A 17,264-nucleotide genomic window follows, 5' to 3' on the forward strand; every position below is an offset into this window, starting at 1 on the left:
AAGAGAAGGGAGCCTTGAATGAAAACGCCCGCCACGCAGTGATTCTGCATGGCGGGCGTTTTCATGCTGGACGTTCGGGGCTGGCAGTGGCCGTGGGAGGGGACGGCTTGCATTCAGACTCGGGAGTCGTGGCGATGTCTCATTCGCTGCAACCGCTACCGTAGCCGTACATGTTCTCGAAGCCCGGAATGCGCTGCTCCCAGACGGGGGGGGTGCCGACGACCTCCTGCAGGCAATCGCTGAAGCGACGTGTCTTCTGCGGCAGGTACTGGCGGTGCGGGTAGACCAGGTGGATCGAAGGCAAGGGCTTCATCGGCACGTTGGTCAACAGCGGCACCAGTTCTCCATCCAGGATCTCGTCCTTGATGTTGATCGCGGACACCATGCCATAGCAGGCACCCGACTTGATGGCACCGATCAGCACGTCGGCATCATTGACCTTGAGGCGCGAATCGAGCGCCACCTTTTCCTCGACACCGCTCTCGGTGCAGACGCGCAGGCGATCGAGAATGAAGCCATCGCGGGAATACACCGCTGCCGGGAGGCCAGACAGGTCGGCGGGGGTCTGGGGCATGCCATGACGCTCGATGAAGGCTGGCGAGGCACAGATCAGGTGACGGTGTGCCGCCAGCGGACGCGCGATCAGGTTGGAGTCTTCCAGCTCCGACATGCGAATGGCCAGGTCATAACCGCCGCCGATCAGGTCGGTGAGGTGATCTTCCAGGCGCACTTCCACCTGGGTATCCGGGTAGCGCTCCATGTACAGACGCACGGCCTGGGCGACGTAGGTGCGGCCGAAGTGGCTCGGGCTGGTGATCTTCAGGATACCGCGCGGGCCATCCTGATAGGCGCCGGCCACATCGTCGGTATCTTCCAGCACTTCACGCAGACGCAGTGCGTGCTGATGGATCTCGCGCCCCGCATCCGTCAGGGCCAGCGAGCGAGTCGAGCGATTGAACAGGCGAATCTGCAGTTCTTCTTCCAGACGGCTGATCTGCTTGGAGACCACCGAGCGGTTGACCTGACGATGGTCAGCCGCCTTGGAAAAACTCTGTGCTTCTACCACATCGAGAAACAGCAACAAACGGGATGCTTTATCCACGGTCTGACCTCTCGTGATGCCATGGGGAGGGGAACACTCTGCCAGCCATCCATGAGGCAGTCAGTGCATATAAAGCGACGGTCCATCTTCGGTAGCAGTCGATAACCGGTGACATTGCATGGATCATCTTCACGAATCCAGGTGACGGAAATCTCTGACAGGACGAGTTTATCACGGTCACTGTTTCCTCTAATACCACGCATCAACGCGTTTCTCGCTCTTCCTGTTGCCGACAATGCATCAAAGACATGTCCCACTGAGCCTATCTGGGGTCCGGTGAAATCCCTAGAATCATCCTTCCAGCGTCACGCAAGTGTTCCGACGCCTTTACTTTCATCCAACCAGTCATGCTCGACATGCTGGGAGTGAGTTCATGTCTTCTTCTATGTCCAACGACGCCTCTGCACCGACCCCGCCAACGTCGGGAACTCCGACGACGCGTGAGCTGATGTCACGCCTGTGGCGCAGCACCTTGCCGATGACACTCGGTATCATGGGACTGCTGGGCTTCAACCTGGTCGATGCCGCCTTCGTCTCGCATCTGGGCACCGCACCACTGGCCGCGCAATCCTTCACCTTCCCGCTGACCTTTCTGATCATCGGGGTGCAGGTCGGCATGGGCATCGCGATCGCCGCGATCGTCTCGCGAACCCTGGGTGCCGAGGATGAGGCGCGTGCACGGCGCCTGGGCGGTGTGGTGCTGCTGGGGTCCGGTGTGTTGATGGCACTGCTGATGCTGCTCTTGTGGGTCATCAGGGGGCCGGCCTTCGAGTTGCTGGGTGCCAATGCCGCCGAGATGAAGCTGATCGAGGTCTACTGGGGCCCATCACTGATCGCCAGCTGGCTGGGGGCCATGGCCTATGTGCTCTACAGTTTGTTCCGCGCCCACGGCGATACGCGTCTGCCGGGTGAGATGATGCTGCTGACCAGTGTCTTCAATCTGGTGCTGGACCCGCTGCTGATCTTCGGCGCGGGGCCGCTGCCCGGCTTCGGTCTGGCGGGGGCTGCCTGGGCGACCGTACTCTCCTTCGGGGCCGGGCTTGCCATCACGGCGTTCAAGCTCTCGCGCCGCGACTGGATGGAATATCGCGGCCTGTGGGCCGAATGGCAGGCCTCGCGCCGTCAGCTGGCGGGAATCGCGATACCCGCGATTCTGTGCCAGATGATGCCGGCGCTCTCCGCGATGCTGGTCACCGCCATCGTCGCGGGGCTTGGCCAGACGGAGGTGGCCGCCTGGGGGATCGCCTCACGCCTGGAAACCTTCTCGCTGATCGTGGTGCTGGCCCTGACCATGTCGCTGCCGCCGTGGCTGGGACGCTGTTATGGTGCCGGCCGTTGGCAGGAAATTCGCCGCCTGATGAACCTGGCCGCTCGCGTGGTGATGCTCTGGCAGCTGGTGCTGGGCATCATCGCGGCAGTGATGGCGACTCCGCTGGCCTATGTGCTGGTGGGCAGTGATGAGGTCTCGGCGGCGCTGGCGGTCCTGCTGCCGTGGATGTTGCCCAGCTACTCCTTCCTCGGCATCTGCATGCTGGTCGTGTCGGCTGCCAACGCGCTGGGGTGGCCGCTGCGTGCCACGGCGCTGTCCTTCGTACGTCTCTTCGTCTGCTTCTTGCCGGCGGTATGGTTGGGGGCACATCTGGATGGTCTGCGCGGGGTCGCCATCGGCTCGGCGATCGGCAACCTGCTGGCGGGTGTGGTGGCATGGCGTGTCTATCGTCAGGCACTGGGCGACCGCGGCAAGTCAGTGCGTCGCCATGCCTATGTCGCGACGACCTGATCGCCCGGGCCCTCGTGACGTCCTGCCCGAGCGCCCCTTCAAGATGTCAGGCGTTTTTCATGAGATTCTCGCCAGAAGGTCCTGCTGGAGACCCTGCCAGTAGACCTTGTCAGAAGCCCCGTCAGCAGTCCCGTTGAGCAGACCGAAAGCGGCCATTCCAAAAATGGCCGCTTTTTTTGTTTTTTATCACTGCCATGGCACAAAATTTACCTGCTTATTTTCTGATTTAGAGGCTCATAACAGAATATTAACCGTGGTTTGCGCCTCTATACTGGATGCATTCAGGCCAAGCCACTATGCGTCGCCCAGTCGACCGGTGTTGGCCTTCATCGTCTTTATTCGCTGCCGAGTGCGCGGATACGCCTGTCATTTGCCGTGGGGCGCGGCTTGCAGTCATGGGGTAGGCCAACATGAAGATTCTTGTACTCGGTAGCGGCGTCGTCGGTGTCACCAGTGCCTATTATCTGGCGCGTCAGGGGCATGAGGTCACGGTCGTCGACCGTCAGGCCAGTCCGGCGATGGAAACCAGCTACGGCAACGCCGGTCAGGTCTCCTTCGGCTTCTCCTCGCCGTGGGCAGCGCCGGGCATTCCGCAGAAAGCCGTCAAGTGGATGTTCCAGGAGCATGCGCCGCTCAAGATCCAGCCGCGCATGGACCCGCAGATGGCCAAGTTCATGGTCAAGATGTTCGCCAACTGCAACGCCGACCGTTATGCCGTCAACAAGGAGCGCATGGTGCGTGTCTCCGAGTACAGCCGCGCCTGCATCAATGCCCTGCGCGAAGAGACCGGGCTGCGCTACGAAGACCGCCAGAAGGGGCTGTTGCAGCTGTTTCGTACCCAGGCCCAGGTCGATGCCGTGCAGAGCGACATGAAGGTGCTGGCGGGCTGTGGCGTGCGCCATCAGCTGCTGGACGCCGACGCCTGTGCCACGGTGGAGCCTGCACTGACTCGCGTGCCGGGCAAGTTCATCGCCGGCCTGCACCTGCCGGATGACCAGACCGGCGATTGTCACCTGTTCACCAACCGGCTGGCGGATTACTGCCGCGACACCCTGGGCGTCAATTTCGTCTTCAATACCACCATTCAGCGCATCCAGCGCAGCGGCAGCCGCATCGAGAAGGTCACCACCGACCGTGGCGAGATGACCGCAGATAGCTACGTGATGTGTCTGGGCAGCTACTCGCCGTTCCTGGCGCGTGATCTGGATCTGGATCTGCCGATCTATCCGGTCAAAGGCTACAGCCTGACCGTGCCGATCATCAATGCCGATGCTGCGCCGCAGTCCACCGTGATGGACGAGACCTTCAAGGTCGCGCTGACACGCTTCGATGACCGTATTCGCGTGGGTGGCACCGCCGAGCTGGCTTCGTTCGATCTGTCGCTGCTCGAGAAGCGCCGTGCGACCATCAACATGGTGGTGCGTGACGTGTTCCCGGAAGCCGGTGACTATGCGCGGGCGGAATTCTGGGCCGGCCTGCGTCCGATGACGCCGGATTCCACGCCGATCATCGGTGGCACCAAGTACGACAATCTGTGGTTGAACACTGGCCACGGCACCCTGGGCTGGACCATGAGCTGCGGCAGTGCGAGTCTGTTGGCGGACCTGGTGGATGGTCGCAAGCCCACCATCGATCCCAACGGTCTCAGTCTTGGTCGTTACGCTGCCTGATGCTCGGCGCAGTGTCTGTATCTGTGACAGTGTCTGTATCTGTGACAGTGTCAGTGGCTGCGCCAGGGTCTGCCAGGCCGTGCGTACTACCGTGTCGTCGTCTTTTTTGAGTGTCTTTCCGTCAACTGATTGAACAAGGAATTGCGCATGACCAAGCAGATTATCTCTACCGAGTCCGCACCGGCTGCCATCGGCCCGTATTCCCAGGCGGTGCGCACGGGTAATCTGGTGTTCCTGTCCGGCCAGATCCCGTTGGACCCGGCGACCATGGAAGTGGTGGAAGGCGGTTTTGAAGCCCAGGCAGACCAGGTCTTCCGCAATCTCAAGGCGGTGTGTGAAGCTTCCGGTGGCAGCCTGGATCAACTGGTCAAGGTCAATCTGTTCCTGACCGATCTCAGCAACTTCGCCGTGGTCAATACGCTGATGGAGCGGTACTTCAGCCAGCCGTATCCGGCGCGTGCGGCCGTCGGCGTCAAGGAGCTGCCCAAGGGCGTGCTGTTTGAAGCAGAAGGTGTACTGGCACTCTCCTGATCGCTCGTCGATTGTCGGTCTGAACGAGCGGCCGCTCTGAACCAGCGGCCGGTCTCAACGAACGTCTGGCGCGAATCGATGCCTTGTCTCTCACTCCCCCCGCTGATTTCTCAGCGGGGGGAGTGTCGTTTCAGGGGTCGTGACGCCATGTAGGCAAGTGAAGCGTGACATTTGGCGCCTGCATGATTAGCGTAAGGCTAAATGAGCCAGCGCCCTTTGCTGACTCTCGGAGCATCGCGGACGAACCCTTCAAGGAGCAACACCATGGCGCAGTCAGACACAGGCACCCGTGAACCCGGCATACGGCTGCGTCAGCTGGAAATGCTGTGGGCGGTGATCGAGTGTGGCTCGATGAAAGGCGGTGCCGCTCAACTGGGGATCAGTGTGCCGGTGGTCTCGCGGGGCTTGGCGCAGCTCGAGCAGACGCTGGGCTATTCGTTGTTTCTGCGTGAGGGCGGCAAGCTGGTGCCGACCCCGGAAGCCGAGCGCCTGACGCCATCACTCGCCCGGATGTTCAGCGCTCAATCCGAGCTCAGGCGACTGGCCTTCGGGCCGGGCAGCGGCAAGCGTCCGTGTCTCGTGCTGGCGGTGACGCCCGGTCTGGAGGCATTCAGTGCCGGTTGGTTGACGCGTATCGCGGCCAGTGAAGCCTTGAGTGAGTGGCTGCCAAGCCTGGAAGTGCTGGAGGTATCACAGCATGACCTCGCCATCCGCGAGGGCCGGGTCGCGATGGCGGTGAGCCTGGAAGCACCGCCGGAGCCCCAGGGTGGCAAGCGTGCCAAGACCGCAGCGGCACGCGCCCGCGAGCTGAAGGCCAGCCTGCGTCAGCGAGCGCGCGAGGAGACGACCCTCATCGAGGGCAATGATGACGAGGCAGAGCCTACCGCCAAGGCGGCCATGCCAGAACTGGGGGATACACCGGAGCTGCCGTTTGACGTCGAGGATGATGCGCACAATGCCGAGGGGGCCGCTCCCCGGAGCGTGGCAAGCGAAGAGGCCAGTGACGAAGCGCAAGCCGAGGCACCGCCCGCGCTGAGGCTGCCCTTGATACTGTTGTGGCCCTCGCGCTGGCCGCTGCTGGGCAAGCCGCTGACCCTTGCTCGCCTCAATGAACGCCCGTTTGTCGATCTGCCGGAAACCAGCAGTCAGGGGCGCTTGATTCGTGGGCTGCTCAAGCGTGAGCGTGTGACCCCGGCGAATCTGCTGGAAGTCGCCACGCCGGCAAGCGCTGGGCGCCTGGCGCGCGCGGGCAGTGCCGCCACCATCATTGATGCGCTGTCGGCGCATCAAGTTCTTGAAGATGCCGGTGGAGACCTGATCGGTGTGCCGCTCTCGATGCGCAGCGAGCGCTATCTGGAGCTCACATGGCAGTGCCCGACGGCCGGGAAAGGAGAGGCACTGAACGCGGTGCAGACCCTGTTGATCAGTCTGCTCGAAGAGGAGGTGGCGGCGAGCCTGGCCGGGTTTGCGCAGGAGGGCGAGGAGTGATGATCAGAATGCTGGCGGCCGATAACGCCTGACGATGCCTTGTACAGGCAATGAAAAAACCCGCCAATCGGCGGGTTTTTTCATATCTTTCACGAAGCGTTGGCCTGGGCTCAGCTCTTGACGACGGTCGCGATGGCCTTGGCCACATAGGGCAGGTTCTCGGTGGAGAAACCGGCCACGTTGGCACGCCCGGAGCGCACCATGTAGATGCCGAACTCGTCACGCAGGCGATCGACCTGTTCCGGCGAAAGGCCGGTGTAGGAGAACATGCCACGCTGCTCGGCTATGAAGGCGAACTGCTCATCCAGACCATACGGCTTGAGCGCCTCGACGAAGTCACGACGCAGGCCGTTGATGCGCTCACGCATTTCGGTCAGCTCGCTTTGCCACTCGCCGCGCAGGGTGTCGTCCTCGAGGATGTCGATGACCACCGCGCCGCCATGGGCCGGCGGATTGGAGTAGTTCTCGCGCGCGGTGATCGCAGCCTGGGAGCGCACGTCGAGCATGCTCTCCTCGTCCTTGGCGATCAGGATCAGGCAGCCGGTGCGCTCGCAATAGATGCCGAAGTTCTTGGAGCATGAGCTGGTGATGATGGCTTCATCGACATTCTCGGCCAGCAGGCGCACGCCGTAGGCGTCTTCTTCCAGGCCGTCACCGAAGCCCTGGTAGGCGAAGTCGATCAGCGGCAGCAGCTTGCGTGCCTGGACGACTTCCAGCACCTGGTCCCACTGCTCGTGGCTCAGGTCGAAACCGGTCGGGTTGTGGCAGCAGGCGTGCAGCAGCACCACGTCACCTTCCGGGATGGTCTTGAGCGTCGCCAGCATGCCATCGAAGTCGAGGCGGTTGTTCTCGTCGACGTAGGGGTAGTTGTGGCGCGTGACGCCAGCGGCGTCGAAGATGCCCAGGTGGTTCGGCCAGGTCGGGGTCGACAGCCAGATATCACGGCCCTTGAGGTTGCTGGCGATGAAGTCCGCGGCCAGACGCAGGGCACCGGTACCACCGGGCGCCTGGGTGGCGCTGGCGCGATTGGCGGCCAGCACCGGCGACTCGGCGCCCAGCACCATCGGCAGCACGACCTTGCCGAAGCGCGGGTCACCGTGAGAGCCGATGTAGGTCTTGGTGACTTCATTCTCGACCAGGCGGCTCTCGGCCTGCTTGACCGCACGCATGACCGGCGTATTGCCGTTGGCATCGCGATAGACGCCCACGCCGAGGTCGACCTTCTGCGGGTTGGTGTCCTTGTTGAAGGCTTCGATCAGGCCGAGGATGGCATCCCCGGGTACACGCGCAATCTGCTCGAACATCTTATTTCGCTACCTCGTCGGTTCTGGCGGCCATGATGAAATCGTTCTTGTGCAGACCCTTCATCTCGTGGGACCACCAGGTCACGGTGACCTTGCCCCACTCGGTGAGAAGTGCCGGGTGGTGCCCGACTTCCTCGGCAATCTCGCCTACGCGATTGGTGAATGCCAGTGCCTGCTTGAAGTTGCGGAACCTAAAGCACCGTTCCAGTTGCATGATGCCATCGCGATTGAGCAACTGCCACTCGGGAATGGCGGTCTTGAGCGTCTCGATGTCGCTATCGCTGACCTTGGGGGCATCGAAGCTGCAGGCTTCACAGGACTGTCTGGCGAGTTCGGTCATGGCGCTATCTCCGGCTTGAGGAAAGGGTGGGGTTGATGGAAAGGCGTACCCCATGGGGCAAGGGTGCTGGTGCGATCAGCATGGTGCGATCAACGTGGTGCGAAGCGCGGTGTCTTGAGACCGAGTGCCATGGCCTCGTGCACCAGCGCCATGATGTCGCGGCTGGCGAGTTCATGCAGGTCCTCCAGTGACTCAAGGACATAGTAGAGCGGCTGCAGGATGTCGATGCGATACGGAGTGCGCAGTGCCTCGATGGCATCGAAGGGCAGATGCTCGGGCCGCTCGAGGTTGTCCGCAAGCTCGCCCAGGGCATAGCGGGTCTCGCGTGGCGAGGAGATGATGCCGCCGCCGTAGAGGCGCAGCGCACGACTGCCATCGGGTTGAGTCTCGCGCAGCATGCCGAATTCCACCGTCATCCAGTAGAGGCGGGCCAGATAGACGCGTTCTTCCTTGCTGGCGGCAAGACCGAGTCGTCCGTAGGTGGCGGTGAATTCGGCAAAGGCGGGATGCGTGAGCATCGGGCAGTGGCCGAAAATCTCGTGGAAGATGTCCGGCTCCTGCAGGTAGTCGAGTTCTTCCGGGGAGCGGATGAAGGTGGCTACCGGGAAGCGCCGCTCGGCGAGCAGCTCGAAGAAGCGCGTGAAGGGGATCAAGGCCGGCACGCGAGCGGTTCGCCAGCCGGTGGCGGCCTCGAGGACACGATCGATCTCGCCAAGTTGGGGGATGCGGTCCACTGGCAGGGCAAGGCGCTCGAGCCCTTGCAGATACTCGCGACAGACACGCCCCTCGACCAGTGCCATCTGGCGCGTCATCAGTGCCTGCCAGGTGGCGTTTTCCTGATCGCTGTATTGGATATGGCCCCGGGCATCAGGCTCATGGGCCATGTAGCGGGTGCCCTTGGCCCTGGTTTGCGAGCCGTGCTGAGCTTCCTGGGATGTCTGTGGCCAATGACGACCCTGCGGTGCGTTCATGCAACCTCCCCAACGAGTTGGCGGCGCTGCCAAGCAGGCTGCCGTGTTGTCATTATGGCGTACATGCCAATCCTTGCATGTCGATGACAACGCTAGGCCTTGTCGGGTGGCGTTGACCAGTGGTCAGGCGTGGCTTTGCGCGGCAGATGAGTCCGCGTTGGCACGTGTCTTGTCACATAATTCTGACACTGGAGCGGTGACTGGGCGTATCCTGTGCCATTCGGGCGCTCATGCACTTCTGTGTCGCCGTCTTTTGTAAGGAATGCTTTACGAGGTTTTTGATAACGCTTACGTTAACGTCACTCAGCCGTCACTCGGTCGGCGACGTCAAGCCGGTGACATCATTTCGACAAGAATTCCAACAACAATGCCGAGAACGCCATGCGCCTCAAACTGACCTGTCAGAATCGAATCGGGATCCTGCGCGACATCCTGGCTCCCTTTGCCGATTACGGCCTCAATGTGCTGCGCGGTGAGGTGGGCGGAGAGGCCAACAACTCCATCTATCTGCATGTGCCCAACATGCTGCGTATGCAGCTCTCCACCCTGAAGCCGACTCTCGAGGAGATTCCCGGGGTCTTCAAGGTCAGTCGTGTCAGCCTGATGCCCACCGAGCGACGCCATCTGGAGCTCAATGCGCTGCTGTCATCGCTGTCAGACCCGGTGATGTCCATCGACATGGATGGGCGCGTGGTGGCGGCCAATCGCGCGGCGGGCAAGTTGCTCGGGGTACGCATCGATGAGGTGCCGGGGTTGGCGCTGACGCGTCATGTCCAGGATGTCGATCTGCCGGAGCTGATCCGACGCAACAATGCCCGCGTCAATGGCCTGCGCCTGCGGGTGGGGGAGGAGACCTTTCTCGCCGATATCGCGCCATTGCACACCGAGAACGAGGATGTTGCCTCGCTGGCGGGTGCCGTGGTCACCCTGCACCGTGCAGACCGCCTGGGCTCGCGTATCTATCAGATCCAGCGCACCGAGGTGCGCGGCTTCGAAGCGATATTCCAGGCGAGCCGTCAGCTGTCGGCGGTGGTCAAGGAAGCTCGCCGCATGGCTCCGCTGGATGCGCCGCTCTTGATCGAGGGCGAAACCGGCACCGGCAAGGAGCTGCTGGCGCGGGCCTGCCACCTGGCCAGCCCCCGCGGCCAGGCGCCCTTCATGGCGCTCAATTGCGCGGGGCTGCCGGAGTCGATGGCTGAAACGGAGCTTTTCGGTTACGCCCCGGGCGCCTTCGAGGGCGCGCGCCCGGAGGGCAAGCTGGGCCTGCTGGAGCTGACCAGTGGCGGCACCATCTTCCTGGATGAGGTCGGCGAGATGAGCCCGCGCATGCAGGTCAAGCTGCTGCGATTTTTGCAGGACGGCGGTTTCCGGCGTGTCGGCAGCGATGAGGAAACCTTCCTCGATGTGCGCGTGATCTGCGCCACCCAACAGGACCTGCCGGCATTGTGCAGTGAAGGGCGCTTCCGTCACGATCTCTTCCATCGCCTCAATGTGCTGTGTGTGCAGATCCCGCCGCTCAGGGAATGTCTGGATGGGCTCGAGGAGCTGGCGAGGCATTTTCTCGAGCGGGCAGTGCGCCAGATCGGCGCTCGTGTGCGAGATATCTCGCCCGAGGCCATGGCGCGCCTGCAGGGCTATCACTGGCCGGGCAACGTGCGTCAGCTGGAGAATGTGCTGTTTCAGGCCGTGTCGCTGTGCGATGGCGAGGTGATCGAGGCGCAGCATCTGCGCCTGACCGGGGAGGCGCGTGATGAGGGGCTGGACAATATCGACCTGACCGGCAGCCTGGGCGATATCCATGACGAAGTCGAACGGCGCATCCTGGCGCATCTCTATCCCGAGTATCCGTCCAGCCGATTGCTGGCCAAGCGTCTGGGGGTCTCGCATACCACCATCGCCAACAAGCTCAAGCGTCACGGCATCGCACAGGAGTGACCCACGGTGCAGTTGATGGCGGGAGAGTCAGCACAACAGGGCGCGAGAAAAGCGGACGAGCAGGAAAAGGAGAAGGAGAAGGAGAAGAAGGGGGAGAAGGCAGGCAAGAAGGCAGGAGCGGAGAGGGGCTTGAGTGCGTGTCTGGATATCGGGATTGGCGAATTGTTTTGCTCGCTAATAAAGGGTATGATTCTCATATTGTTAGCAAGCTAATGTAGGTGGCGTCTGGTGTCGGCGGCAACAGTTACCCTGACGCCTCACCAATCCAGGCTCTCGTGGGGCTTCCGCTCAGTACCGATGAGGGGAAGTGTCATGGGAGCCTTCATGTCGAGAGATGAAACATGAGCGCACCTTCTCCGGGGTCGGATTCGACACAGGAAATCCCGCTTCACGAGCAGATCAAGCCCTCGCTGGGTGGCCAAGTCGGCCGGGTCCATCGTCTGTGGCGCACCGCCATCACCAGCGCGGTGCGTAGCCTGGACATGACGGAGTCGCGCTGGACGGTCATGGTCCATCTGGAAAAGCTCGGCGAGGGGTGTACCCAACAGATGCTGGCCAGTGAGCTGGGCATCGAGATGCCGTCTCTGACGCGCACCCTCAACCAGCTCGAGGCTCGGCAGCTGATCGCGCGCGTGGCGCATGAGACCGACAAGCGGGCGCGTTGTCTGTGGTTCACCGAGCAAGGCCGCCAGTGCCTGGCCCAGTTGACGGAGCGCATCGAGCGAGTGCGTGCCGAGCTGTACGTCGGCTTCGATGACGAAGAGCTCAATGCCTTCGCCCGAGCTCTTCTCCAGTTCGAAGACAATGCCAGTGCCAGCATCGCGCGCTCCCAGGCTGAATATCAGCGCAGTCGCCAAGGGTAGCATCCGATCAGCGTGGCGCGTCGTAGCGCCCTGCGGTGCCATGGGTGAACACCACCTGCCACAGCTGGAGCTGGCGGGCGCGGAAGGCACCTGCGCAGGCGCCGAGATAGTACTCGAACATGCGCTTGTCGCGCGGTGAGTAGGTATCGGCCAGCTCATGCCAGTGCTGGTCGAGATTGGCACGCCACGCCATCAATGTCGGGTCATAGTCGGCGCCGAAGTTGTGCCAGTCCTCCATCACCAGATGCGCTTCGCTGGCGCGTACCAGCTGACTGGCGCTGGGCAGCACGCCATTGGGGAAGATATAGCGATTGACCCAGGGGTCGGCCGAGATATCACTCTGGTTGGAGCCGATGGTATGCAGCACGAAGCGTCCGCCGGGGCGCAGCAGATGCGCGGCATGCGCAAAGTAGGTGGCGTAGTTCTTGTGGCCGACGTGTTCGAACATGCCAATCGAGGCGATGGCATCAAAGCTTCCGACCGTGCGCTGGAAGTCAGGGTCGCGATAGTCCTTGAGCAGGATTTCCACCGGTAGCCCTGCGCAATGCTCGCGCGCCAGCGCGGCCTGCTCGGCGGAGATGGTGATACCGACGACCTCCACGCCGTAATGGCGCGCGGCGTAGGCGGCAAGACTCCCCCAGCCACAGCCGATATCCAGCAGGCGCATGCCGGGCGTGAGCCCCAGCTTGCGACACACCAGATCCAGCTTGGCCTGTTGCGCCTTGCCCAGGTTCTCCGCGCTCACCGCCAGATCTTTCCAGTAGCCGCAGCTGTAGCACAGGGTGTCATCCAGCATGCGCGTGAAGAGGTCATTGCCGAAGTCATAATGTACCTTGCCGACCACGCCGGCGCGGCGGCGGCTCTGCAGGTTGATCACTCCGGCCTGCAGTCGATAGGCGATTCGCTCGCTGGTGGTGTGGGCGCGGCTGCCCAGGCCATGTCGCAACAGGCGACAGATCATCTCGTCGATCTGCTCACAGTCCCACCAGCCTTCCATGTAAGCCTCGCCCAGTCCCAAGCTGCCTTGTTGCAGCACCCGCCGGAAGAGGTCCGGATGGCGCACGCGAATGTCCCAGGGATCAGGCCCATTGAGCCTGACGCCGGAACCTGCCAGCAGGTGTTCGACGGTGCGTCGATGACGGGTGTCGGGGAGTGCAACGGGGGCCAGACGTTGTTCGATACTCATGGAAAAGCCTCCTTGACGGCGCGCGGGCGCAGAGAGTCCTGATGGGTTCGTCATGGTGTATGGCAGTGATCGACAGTCCCCGGGCGATAGGGTTGCCGAATGTCTCGCACGGCAGTGCACACGCTTCATGCAACAAGGTTCATGCATGTTCAGCATCCGAGTCGCCGCAGGTATGCCAGCCGGGTGTCTGGTAACAACGTTCTTCACCAGGTATACGCGGCGATCAGAAGCGGCGTTGGGGCAGCTGTCGTCTCAGCATAGTCAAGAGTCGTCTAATGCGGTGACGCAATAGGCTGATTTCCGGGGCAACCTATGGTTGCGGACTTGGAACACAGGCTTGGCAGTGTCGGCTTTCCGGGGGGGCTTCGGATGTCGGAACACAAGAAAGCCGCCCCTGAGGGCGGCTTTCCGATGGATGCTGCGCTTTCGATCGCGCTGTCAGGTCACGCTACCTGACGGGGGAGCGCTTCAGCGGCAGCGCACTGTCCAGACGACCTTGTAGCCTTCGCCCTCATGGGTGGCGGCAGCCATTTCGGTGTCTTCATTGACGGTGCCGCCTTCCAGCTGGTCATTGCCGTCGGCGGCCTTGGCGGTGGCGTCGTGCGGGCCGAAGACGCGCGAGTCGAGCACATCGTACTTGTCGCGGTCCTGCTCTTCACACACCTCGAGTGCGCGTTCCTTGACCTGTGCGATGGCATCATCGCGGTCTTCATCGACGGCGCTGACTTCGTAGCGCGTGTCCTGCTTCTCGATCACGCTGGTGTTGCCGCAACCGGCGATGAAGGCGGAACCGACGATGGCCAGGGTCATGCAGGAATTGCGCAGGGCGTTGGATGTCAGGGTCATGATCTCTCCTTGAAGTGTCTTTCAGAGCTGTCTTTCAGAGCCGCCGCAAAACGGGCTCGGGTCGCGATACCTGTCGTCAAGATGACGCTGACATCAGTACTGGGGGGTATGAGCGCGTGCTTCAAGTGTCGAGAAGCATCGACGCTGGCTGTCGCCTGCCGCCAACGACAGAGGCGCGGGGCACTGGCAAACGGGCTGCGGGTAACCAAAGTGACACTTTGGTCGTGAGCTGTCTCATTTAGGCATGTCGATGCCTCATCTGGACAGCCAGCCTGTGGCAACTGACCTAGTCTGCATGAGCCCTACCGGTTGGACGCCACCGACCGGGGGCCGGTGGCCGGTGCAGGAAAAGTGACGGGTGGCGCAAGCCTGCTTGTTTGCCTGTGGCCGGCCACGTGCCAAATCCCATGCCAGCCAGGAGCACGTCATGTCAGCCAATGCCAATCGTGGAGTCGTATACCAGGGAGCGGGGAAGGTGAGTGTCGAATCACTGGACTATCCGACCCTGGCGCTGGGAAATCGCAAGTGTGAACACGGGGTCATTCTCAAGGTCGTCTCGACCAATATCTGCGGCAGTGATCAGCACATGGTGCGTGGTCGCACCACGGCCCCGCAGGGCCTGGTACTTGGCCACGAGATCACCGGTCTGGTCGTCGAGGCCGGGCGCGATGTGGAATTCATCAAGGTCGGTGACATCGTCTCGGTACCCTTCAACATTGCCTGCGGCCGCTGCCGCAACTGCAAGGAAGGCAAGACGGGGATCTGTCTGAACGTCAATCCGGCGCGTCCCGGTGCGGCCTACGGCTATGTCGACATGGGCGGCTGGACTGGCGGTCAGACAGATTACGTCATGGTGCCCTATGCCGACTTCAACCTGCTCAAGTTCCCGGATGCCGACCAGGCGATGGAGAAGATCCGTGATCTGACGCTGTTGTCCGATATCTTCCCCACCGGCTTCCACGGCTGTGTGACCGCGGGGGTCGGGCCGGGCTCCACGGTGTATATCGCGGGCGCCGGGCCGGTAGGGCTGGCGGCGGCCGTCTCCGCCCAGCTGCTGGGGGCGGCCTGTGTCATCGTCGGTGACATGATCCCCGAGCGCTTGCAGCAGGCCGAGAGCTTCGGCTGCGAGACCATCGATCTGCGTCAGGAAGGCTCGATGGAAGACAAGGTCGAGCTGATTCTTGGCGAGCGCGAAGTGGATTGCTTCGTCGATTGCGTCGGCTTCGAGGCGCATGGCTGCGGGTGTGACCACGGCCGTGAGCAGCCGGCCACGGTGCTCAACTCGGCAATGGCGCTGACGCGTGCCGGCGGCCAGATCGGCATTCCCGGTCTCTATGTCACCGAAGACCCGGGCGCCGAGGACGAAGCCGCCAAGGTCGGGGCGCTGTCGATGCGCTTCGGGCTGGGCTGGGCCAAGTCCCACTCGCTGCACACGGGACAGTGCCCGGTGATGAAGTATCACCGCCCGCTGATGCAGGCGATCCTGTTCGGGCGCGTCAATATCGCCGATGCGGTCAATGTGCAGGTCATCAGTCTGGAAGAAGCGCCGCAGGGCTATGCGGACTTCGATGGCGGCGCTGCCAAGAAATTCGTCATCGACCCCCACGCCATGGTGCGCAACGGCCGTGCCGCCTGATTCCAGACCGGATGGATGCTGAGCAGGGCTGATTTCTGCCAGGCGCTCCTGTCGCAGAAGTCTTTCACCACAGATGACGATGCCACGCCCTGTGAATGGGGCGTGGCATCGTCGTTTCTGGTTGTTGGAAGCCACCCTCAGACTGAACAGTGCAATTCGATCAGCTTCATCAGGCGGGCGAGTTCCTTCTCGATCACCTCATCCGGGACAAGCCCGATATTGAGCCTCAGACAGTCGCGGTAGCGCGGGGATTCCGTGAACCAGGGGCCGATGCGGATATCGAGCTGTTGCTGCACGGCAGCCTTGCCAAGGGCCCTGGCATCAAGCCCCGGCACTTCGACCCACAGTACCAGGCCGCCCTGTGGTTGAGTCACGCAGCTGCCAGCGGGGAGGTGCTTGCTCAGGTAATTGAGATAGAAGGCCCTGAGCTGGGTGAGCTGGTGACGAACGCGTTTGAGGTGACTGGCATAGGCACCGGAATCGATGAAGTCCGCGATGGCGCACTGTATCAGTGTCGGCACGCCAAGTGCGCGCTCGAGATATGCCGCCAGGAAGCGGCCCGGGCGGCACCAGCCCAGGCGGTAGCTCGGTGACAGGGTCTTGGAAACCGAGCCACACCACAGAATGAAGCCCTCTGTATCGTGATAGGCCGCCGGCAGTGGCGGCGCTACGCGATGGGTCAGTTCGAGATAGACATCATCCTCGATCACCGGCACGCGATAGTGATTGGCCAGGTATGCCAGGCGCTGTTTCTGCGCGGGGGTCAGGGTGATGCCCTGCGGGTTCATGTGCGTAGTGCAGAACAGACCGGCCTGCAGCTGGCCGTTGTCGAGGTGCTGCTCGAACTGATCGAGATCGATGCCCTCAGTGCAGGAGGGAATCTCGATGACGTTGAGTGATAGCTGCGAGAGCAGATCCAGCAGGCCGTTGTAGCACGGCGAGCTGACCGCCACGGTGTCGCCGGGGCGCGTGCAGACCTCGAGCGCGATCTTCACGGCGTCCATGCAGCCGTGGGTGATCACCAGTTCTTCATCCTTCAGGGCAAAGCCTGTCCGGGTGAAGTGAGTCGCCAGTGCACTCAACAGTGCAGGGTCTCCCTGGGCAGCCGGATAGCGGGTGAGGTTATGCGAGGCACGCTTCATGGCACGGCGCAGGCTGCGCTCCAGTGCCTGCCGAGTCACCTTGTCCAGCGCCAGATGCGCCGTGCCCAGCGGCCCCCACCGTCTGTCCTGACGACACTTGTCTGTGTGGTGTGCAGTCGGGCGGTGTCCCTCCATGCCGTGCCCGCTCATGCACCTGCGTTGCGGAGTGGCGACTCGGCTCTGGAAGGCTTGCCAGCGGGGAGTGGGCACGACATGGGATTGGTCAGCAATGAAGAAGCCGGCCTGTGGACGAGCCACCAGCCAACCCTGTGATTCCAGCTCCGCGTAGCAGCTGACCGCTGTCGACACGCTGATGCCGTGCTGGCGGGAAAACTGGCGCAGCGACAGCATGCGATCACCAGTGCTGAGCCTACCGCTCTGGATATCCTCAATGCACTTCTCTGCCAGCTGTCGATAGAGCGCCATGGGAAATTGTACTGGTGGAATATCAGAAAACTGTATCTGTACGC

15 protein-coding genes are annotated in these 17,264 nt (G+C 62.3%); 8 read left to right on the forward strand and 7 right to left on the reverse strand.

Annotated features, from left to right (window positions below; genetic code table 11):
* Nucleotides 1-139: 139 nt before the first annotated feature.
* On the reverse strand, nucleotides 140-1,102 hold the full coding sequence (locus tag MKZ40_RS02945; RefSeq protein ID WP_175088627.1) for a LysR family transcriptional regulator: 963 nt from the start codon (nucleotides 1,100-1,102) through the stop codon (nucleotides 140-142).
* Nucleotides 1,103-1,550: 448 nt separating this feature from the next.
* Between MKZ40_RS02945 and MKZ40_RS02950 the strand changes: the two genes are divergently transcribed.
* The 4 genes from MKZ40_RS02950 to MKZ40_RS02965 all read left to right on the forward strand — a co-directional run bounded on the left by MKZ40_RS02950 (nucleotide 1,551) and on the right by MKZ40_RS02965 (nucleotide 6,571).
* Nucleotides 1,551-2,882 carry an MATE family efflux transporter gene (locus MKZ40_RS02950; protein WP_175088688.1) on the forward strand — a complete coding sequence of 444 codons (1,332 nt, stop codon included), beginning with the start codon at nucleotides 1,551-1,553 and terminating at the stop codon, nucleotides 2,880-2,882.
* A 410-nt stretch (nucleotides 2,883-3,292) separates the two neighbouring features.
* Entirely contained in the window at nucleotides 3,293-4,552 is a 1,260-nt protein-coding gene (locus MKZ40_RS02955) for a D-amino acid dehydrogenase (RefSeq protein WP_175088628.1), read from the forward strand.
* A 147-nt stretch (nucleotides 4,553-4,699) separates the two neighbouring features.
* On the forward strand, nucleotides 4,700-5,083 hold the full coding sequence (locus MKZ40_RS02960) for a RidA family protein (RefSeq protein ID WP_175088629.1): 384 nt from the start codon (nucleotides 4,700-4,702) through the stop codon (nucleotides 5,081-5,083).
* A gap of 264 nt (nucleotides 5,084-5,347) precedes the next feature.
* Nucleotides 5,348-6,571 carry a LysR family transcriptional regulator gene (locus MKZ40_RS02965; RefSeq protein ID WP_175088630.1) on the forward strand — a complete coding sequence of 408 codons (1,224 nt, stop codon included), beginning with the start codon at nucleotides 5,348-5,350 and terminating at the stop codon, nucleotides 6,569-6,571.
* 110 nt (nucleotides 6,572-6,681) lie between these two features.
* Here MKZ40_RS02965 and MKZ40_RS02970 read toward each other — a convergent pair whose 3' ends face one another.
* The 3 genes from MKZ40_RS02970 to phhA all read right to left on the reverse strand — a co-directional run bounded on the left by MKZ40_RS02970 (nucleotide 6,682) and on the right by phhA (nucleotide 9,099).
* Entirely contained in the window at nucleotides 6,682-7,875 is a 1,194-nt protein-coding gene (locus MKZ40_RS02970; protein WP_175088631.1) for an amino acid aminotransferase, read from the reverse strand.
* A gap of 1 nt (nucleotide 7,876) precedes the next feature.
* Complete coding sequence (locus tag MKZ40_RS02975; RefSeq protein WP_175088632.1) at nucleotides 7,877-8,215, reverse strand: 4a-hydroxytetrahydrobiopterin dehydratase; 339 nt, start codon at nucleotides 8,213-8,215, stop codon at nucleotides 7,877-7,879.
* Nucleotides 8,216-8,304: 89 nt separating this feature from the next.
* Nucleotides 8,305-9,099: a phenylalanine 4-monooxygenase gene (gene phhA / locus MKZ40_RS02980; protein WP_254627001.1), complete on the reverse strand. Its 795-nt coding sequence runs from the start codon at nucleotides 9,097-9,099 to the stop codon at nucleotides 8,305-8,307.
* Between the two features lie 468 nt (nucleotides 9,100-9,567).
* Between phhA and MKZ40_RS02985 the strand changes: the two genes are divergently transcribed.
* The 3 genes from MKZ40_RS02985 to MKZ40_RS02995 all read left to right on the forward strand — a co-directional run bounded on the left by MKZ40_RS02985 (nucleotide 9,568) and on the right by MKZ40_RS02995 (nucleotide 11,984).
* Nucleotides 9,568-11,121 (forward strand): sigma-54-dependent transcriptional regulator, encoded by a 1,554-nt coding sequence (locus MKZ40_RS02985; protein ID WP_043331281.1) that lies wholly within the window; start codon nucleotides 9,568-9,570, stop codon nucleotides 11,119-11,121.
* A 6-nt stretch (nucleotides 11,122-11,127) separates the two neighbouring features.
* Nucleotides 11,128-11,334: a hypothetical protein gene (locus tag MKZ40_RS02990; protein ID WP_175088634.1), complete on the forward strand. Its 207-nt coding sequence runs from the start codon at nucleotides 11,128-11,130 to the stop codon at nucleotides 11,332-11,334.
* A 128-nt stretch (nucleotides 11,335-11,462) separates the two neighbouring features.
* Complete coding sequence (locus MKZ40_RS02995) at nucleotides 11,463-11,984, forward strand: MarR family transcriptional regulator (RefSeq protein WP_175088635.1); 522 nt, start codon at nucleotides 11,463-11,465, stop codon at nucleotides 11,982-11,984.
* Nucleotides 11,985-11,991: 7 nt separating this feature from the next.
* Here MKZ40_RS02995 and cfa read toward each other — a convergent pair whose 3' ends face one another.
* The gene (cfa, locus tag MKZ40_RS03000; protein WP_175088636.1) at nucleotides 11,992-13,170 is read right to left on the reverse strand and encodes a cyclopropane fatty acyl phospholipid synthase; all 1,179 of its coding nucleotides are present in this window, start codon (nucleotides 13,168-13,170) and stop codon (nucleotides 11,992-11,994) included.
* 468 nt (nucleotides 13,171-13,638) lie between these two features.
* Nucleotides 13,639-14,016 (reverse strand): hypothetical protein, encoded by a 378-nt coding sequence (locus MKZ40_RS03005; protein ID WP_175088637.1) that lies wholly within the window; start codon nucleotides 14,014-14,016, stop codon nucleotides 13,639-13,641.
* Nucleotides 14,017-14,443: 427 nt separating this feature from the next.
* On the opposite strand from MKZ40_RS03005, the gene fdhA reads away from it, so the two are divergent.
* Nucleotides 14,444-15,652 carry a formaldehyde dehydrogenase, glutathione-independent gene (gene fdhA, locus MKZ40_RS03010; RefSeq protein WP_175088638.1) on the forward strand — a complete coding sequence of 403 codons (1,209 nt, stop codon included), beginning with the start codon at nucleotides 14,444-14,446 and terminating at the stop codon, nucleotides 15,650-15,652.
* A gap of 137 nt (nucleotides 15,653-15,789) precedes the next feature.
* Here fdhA and MKZ40_RS03015 read toward each other — a convergent pair whose 3' ends face one another.
* Nucleotides 15,790-17,220: a PLP-dependent aminotransferase family protein gene (locus MKZ40_RS03015; RefSeq protein WP_175088639.1), complete on the reverse strand. Its 1,431-nt coding sequence runs from the start codon at nucleotides 17,218-17,220 to the stop codon at nucleotides 15,790-15,792.
* Between the last annotated feature and the right edge of the window lie 44 nt (nucleotides 17,221-17,264).

It is taken from the genome of Cobetia sp. BMC6, from assembly GCF_029991385.1.
GTDB lineage: Bacteria > Pseudomonadota > Gammaproteobacteria > Pseudomonadales > Halomonadaceae > Cobetia.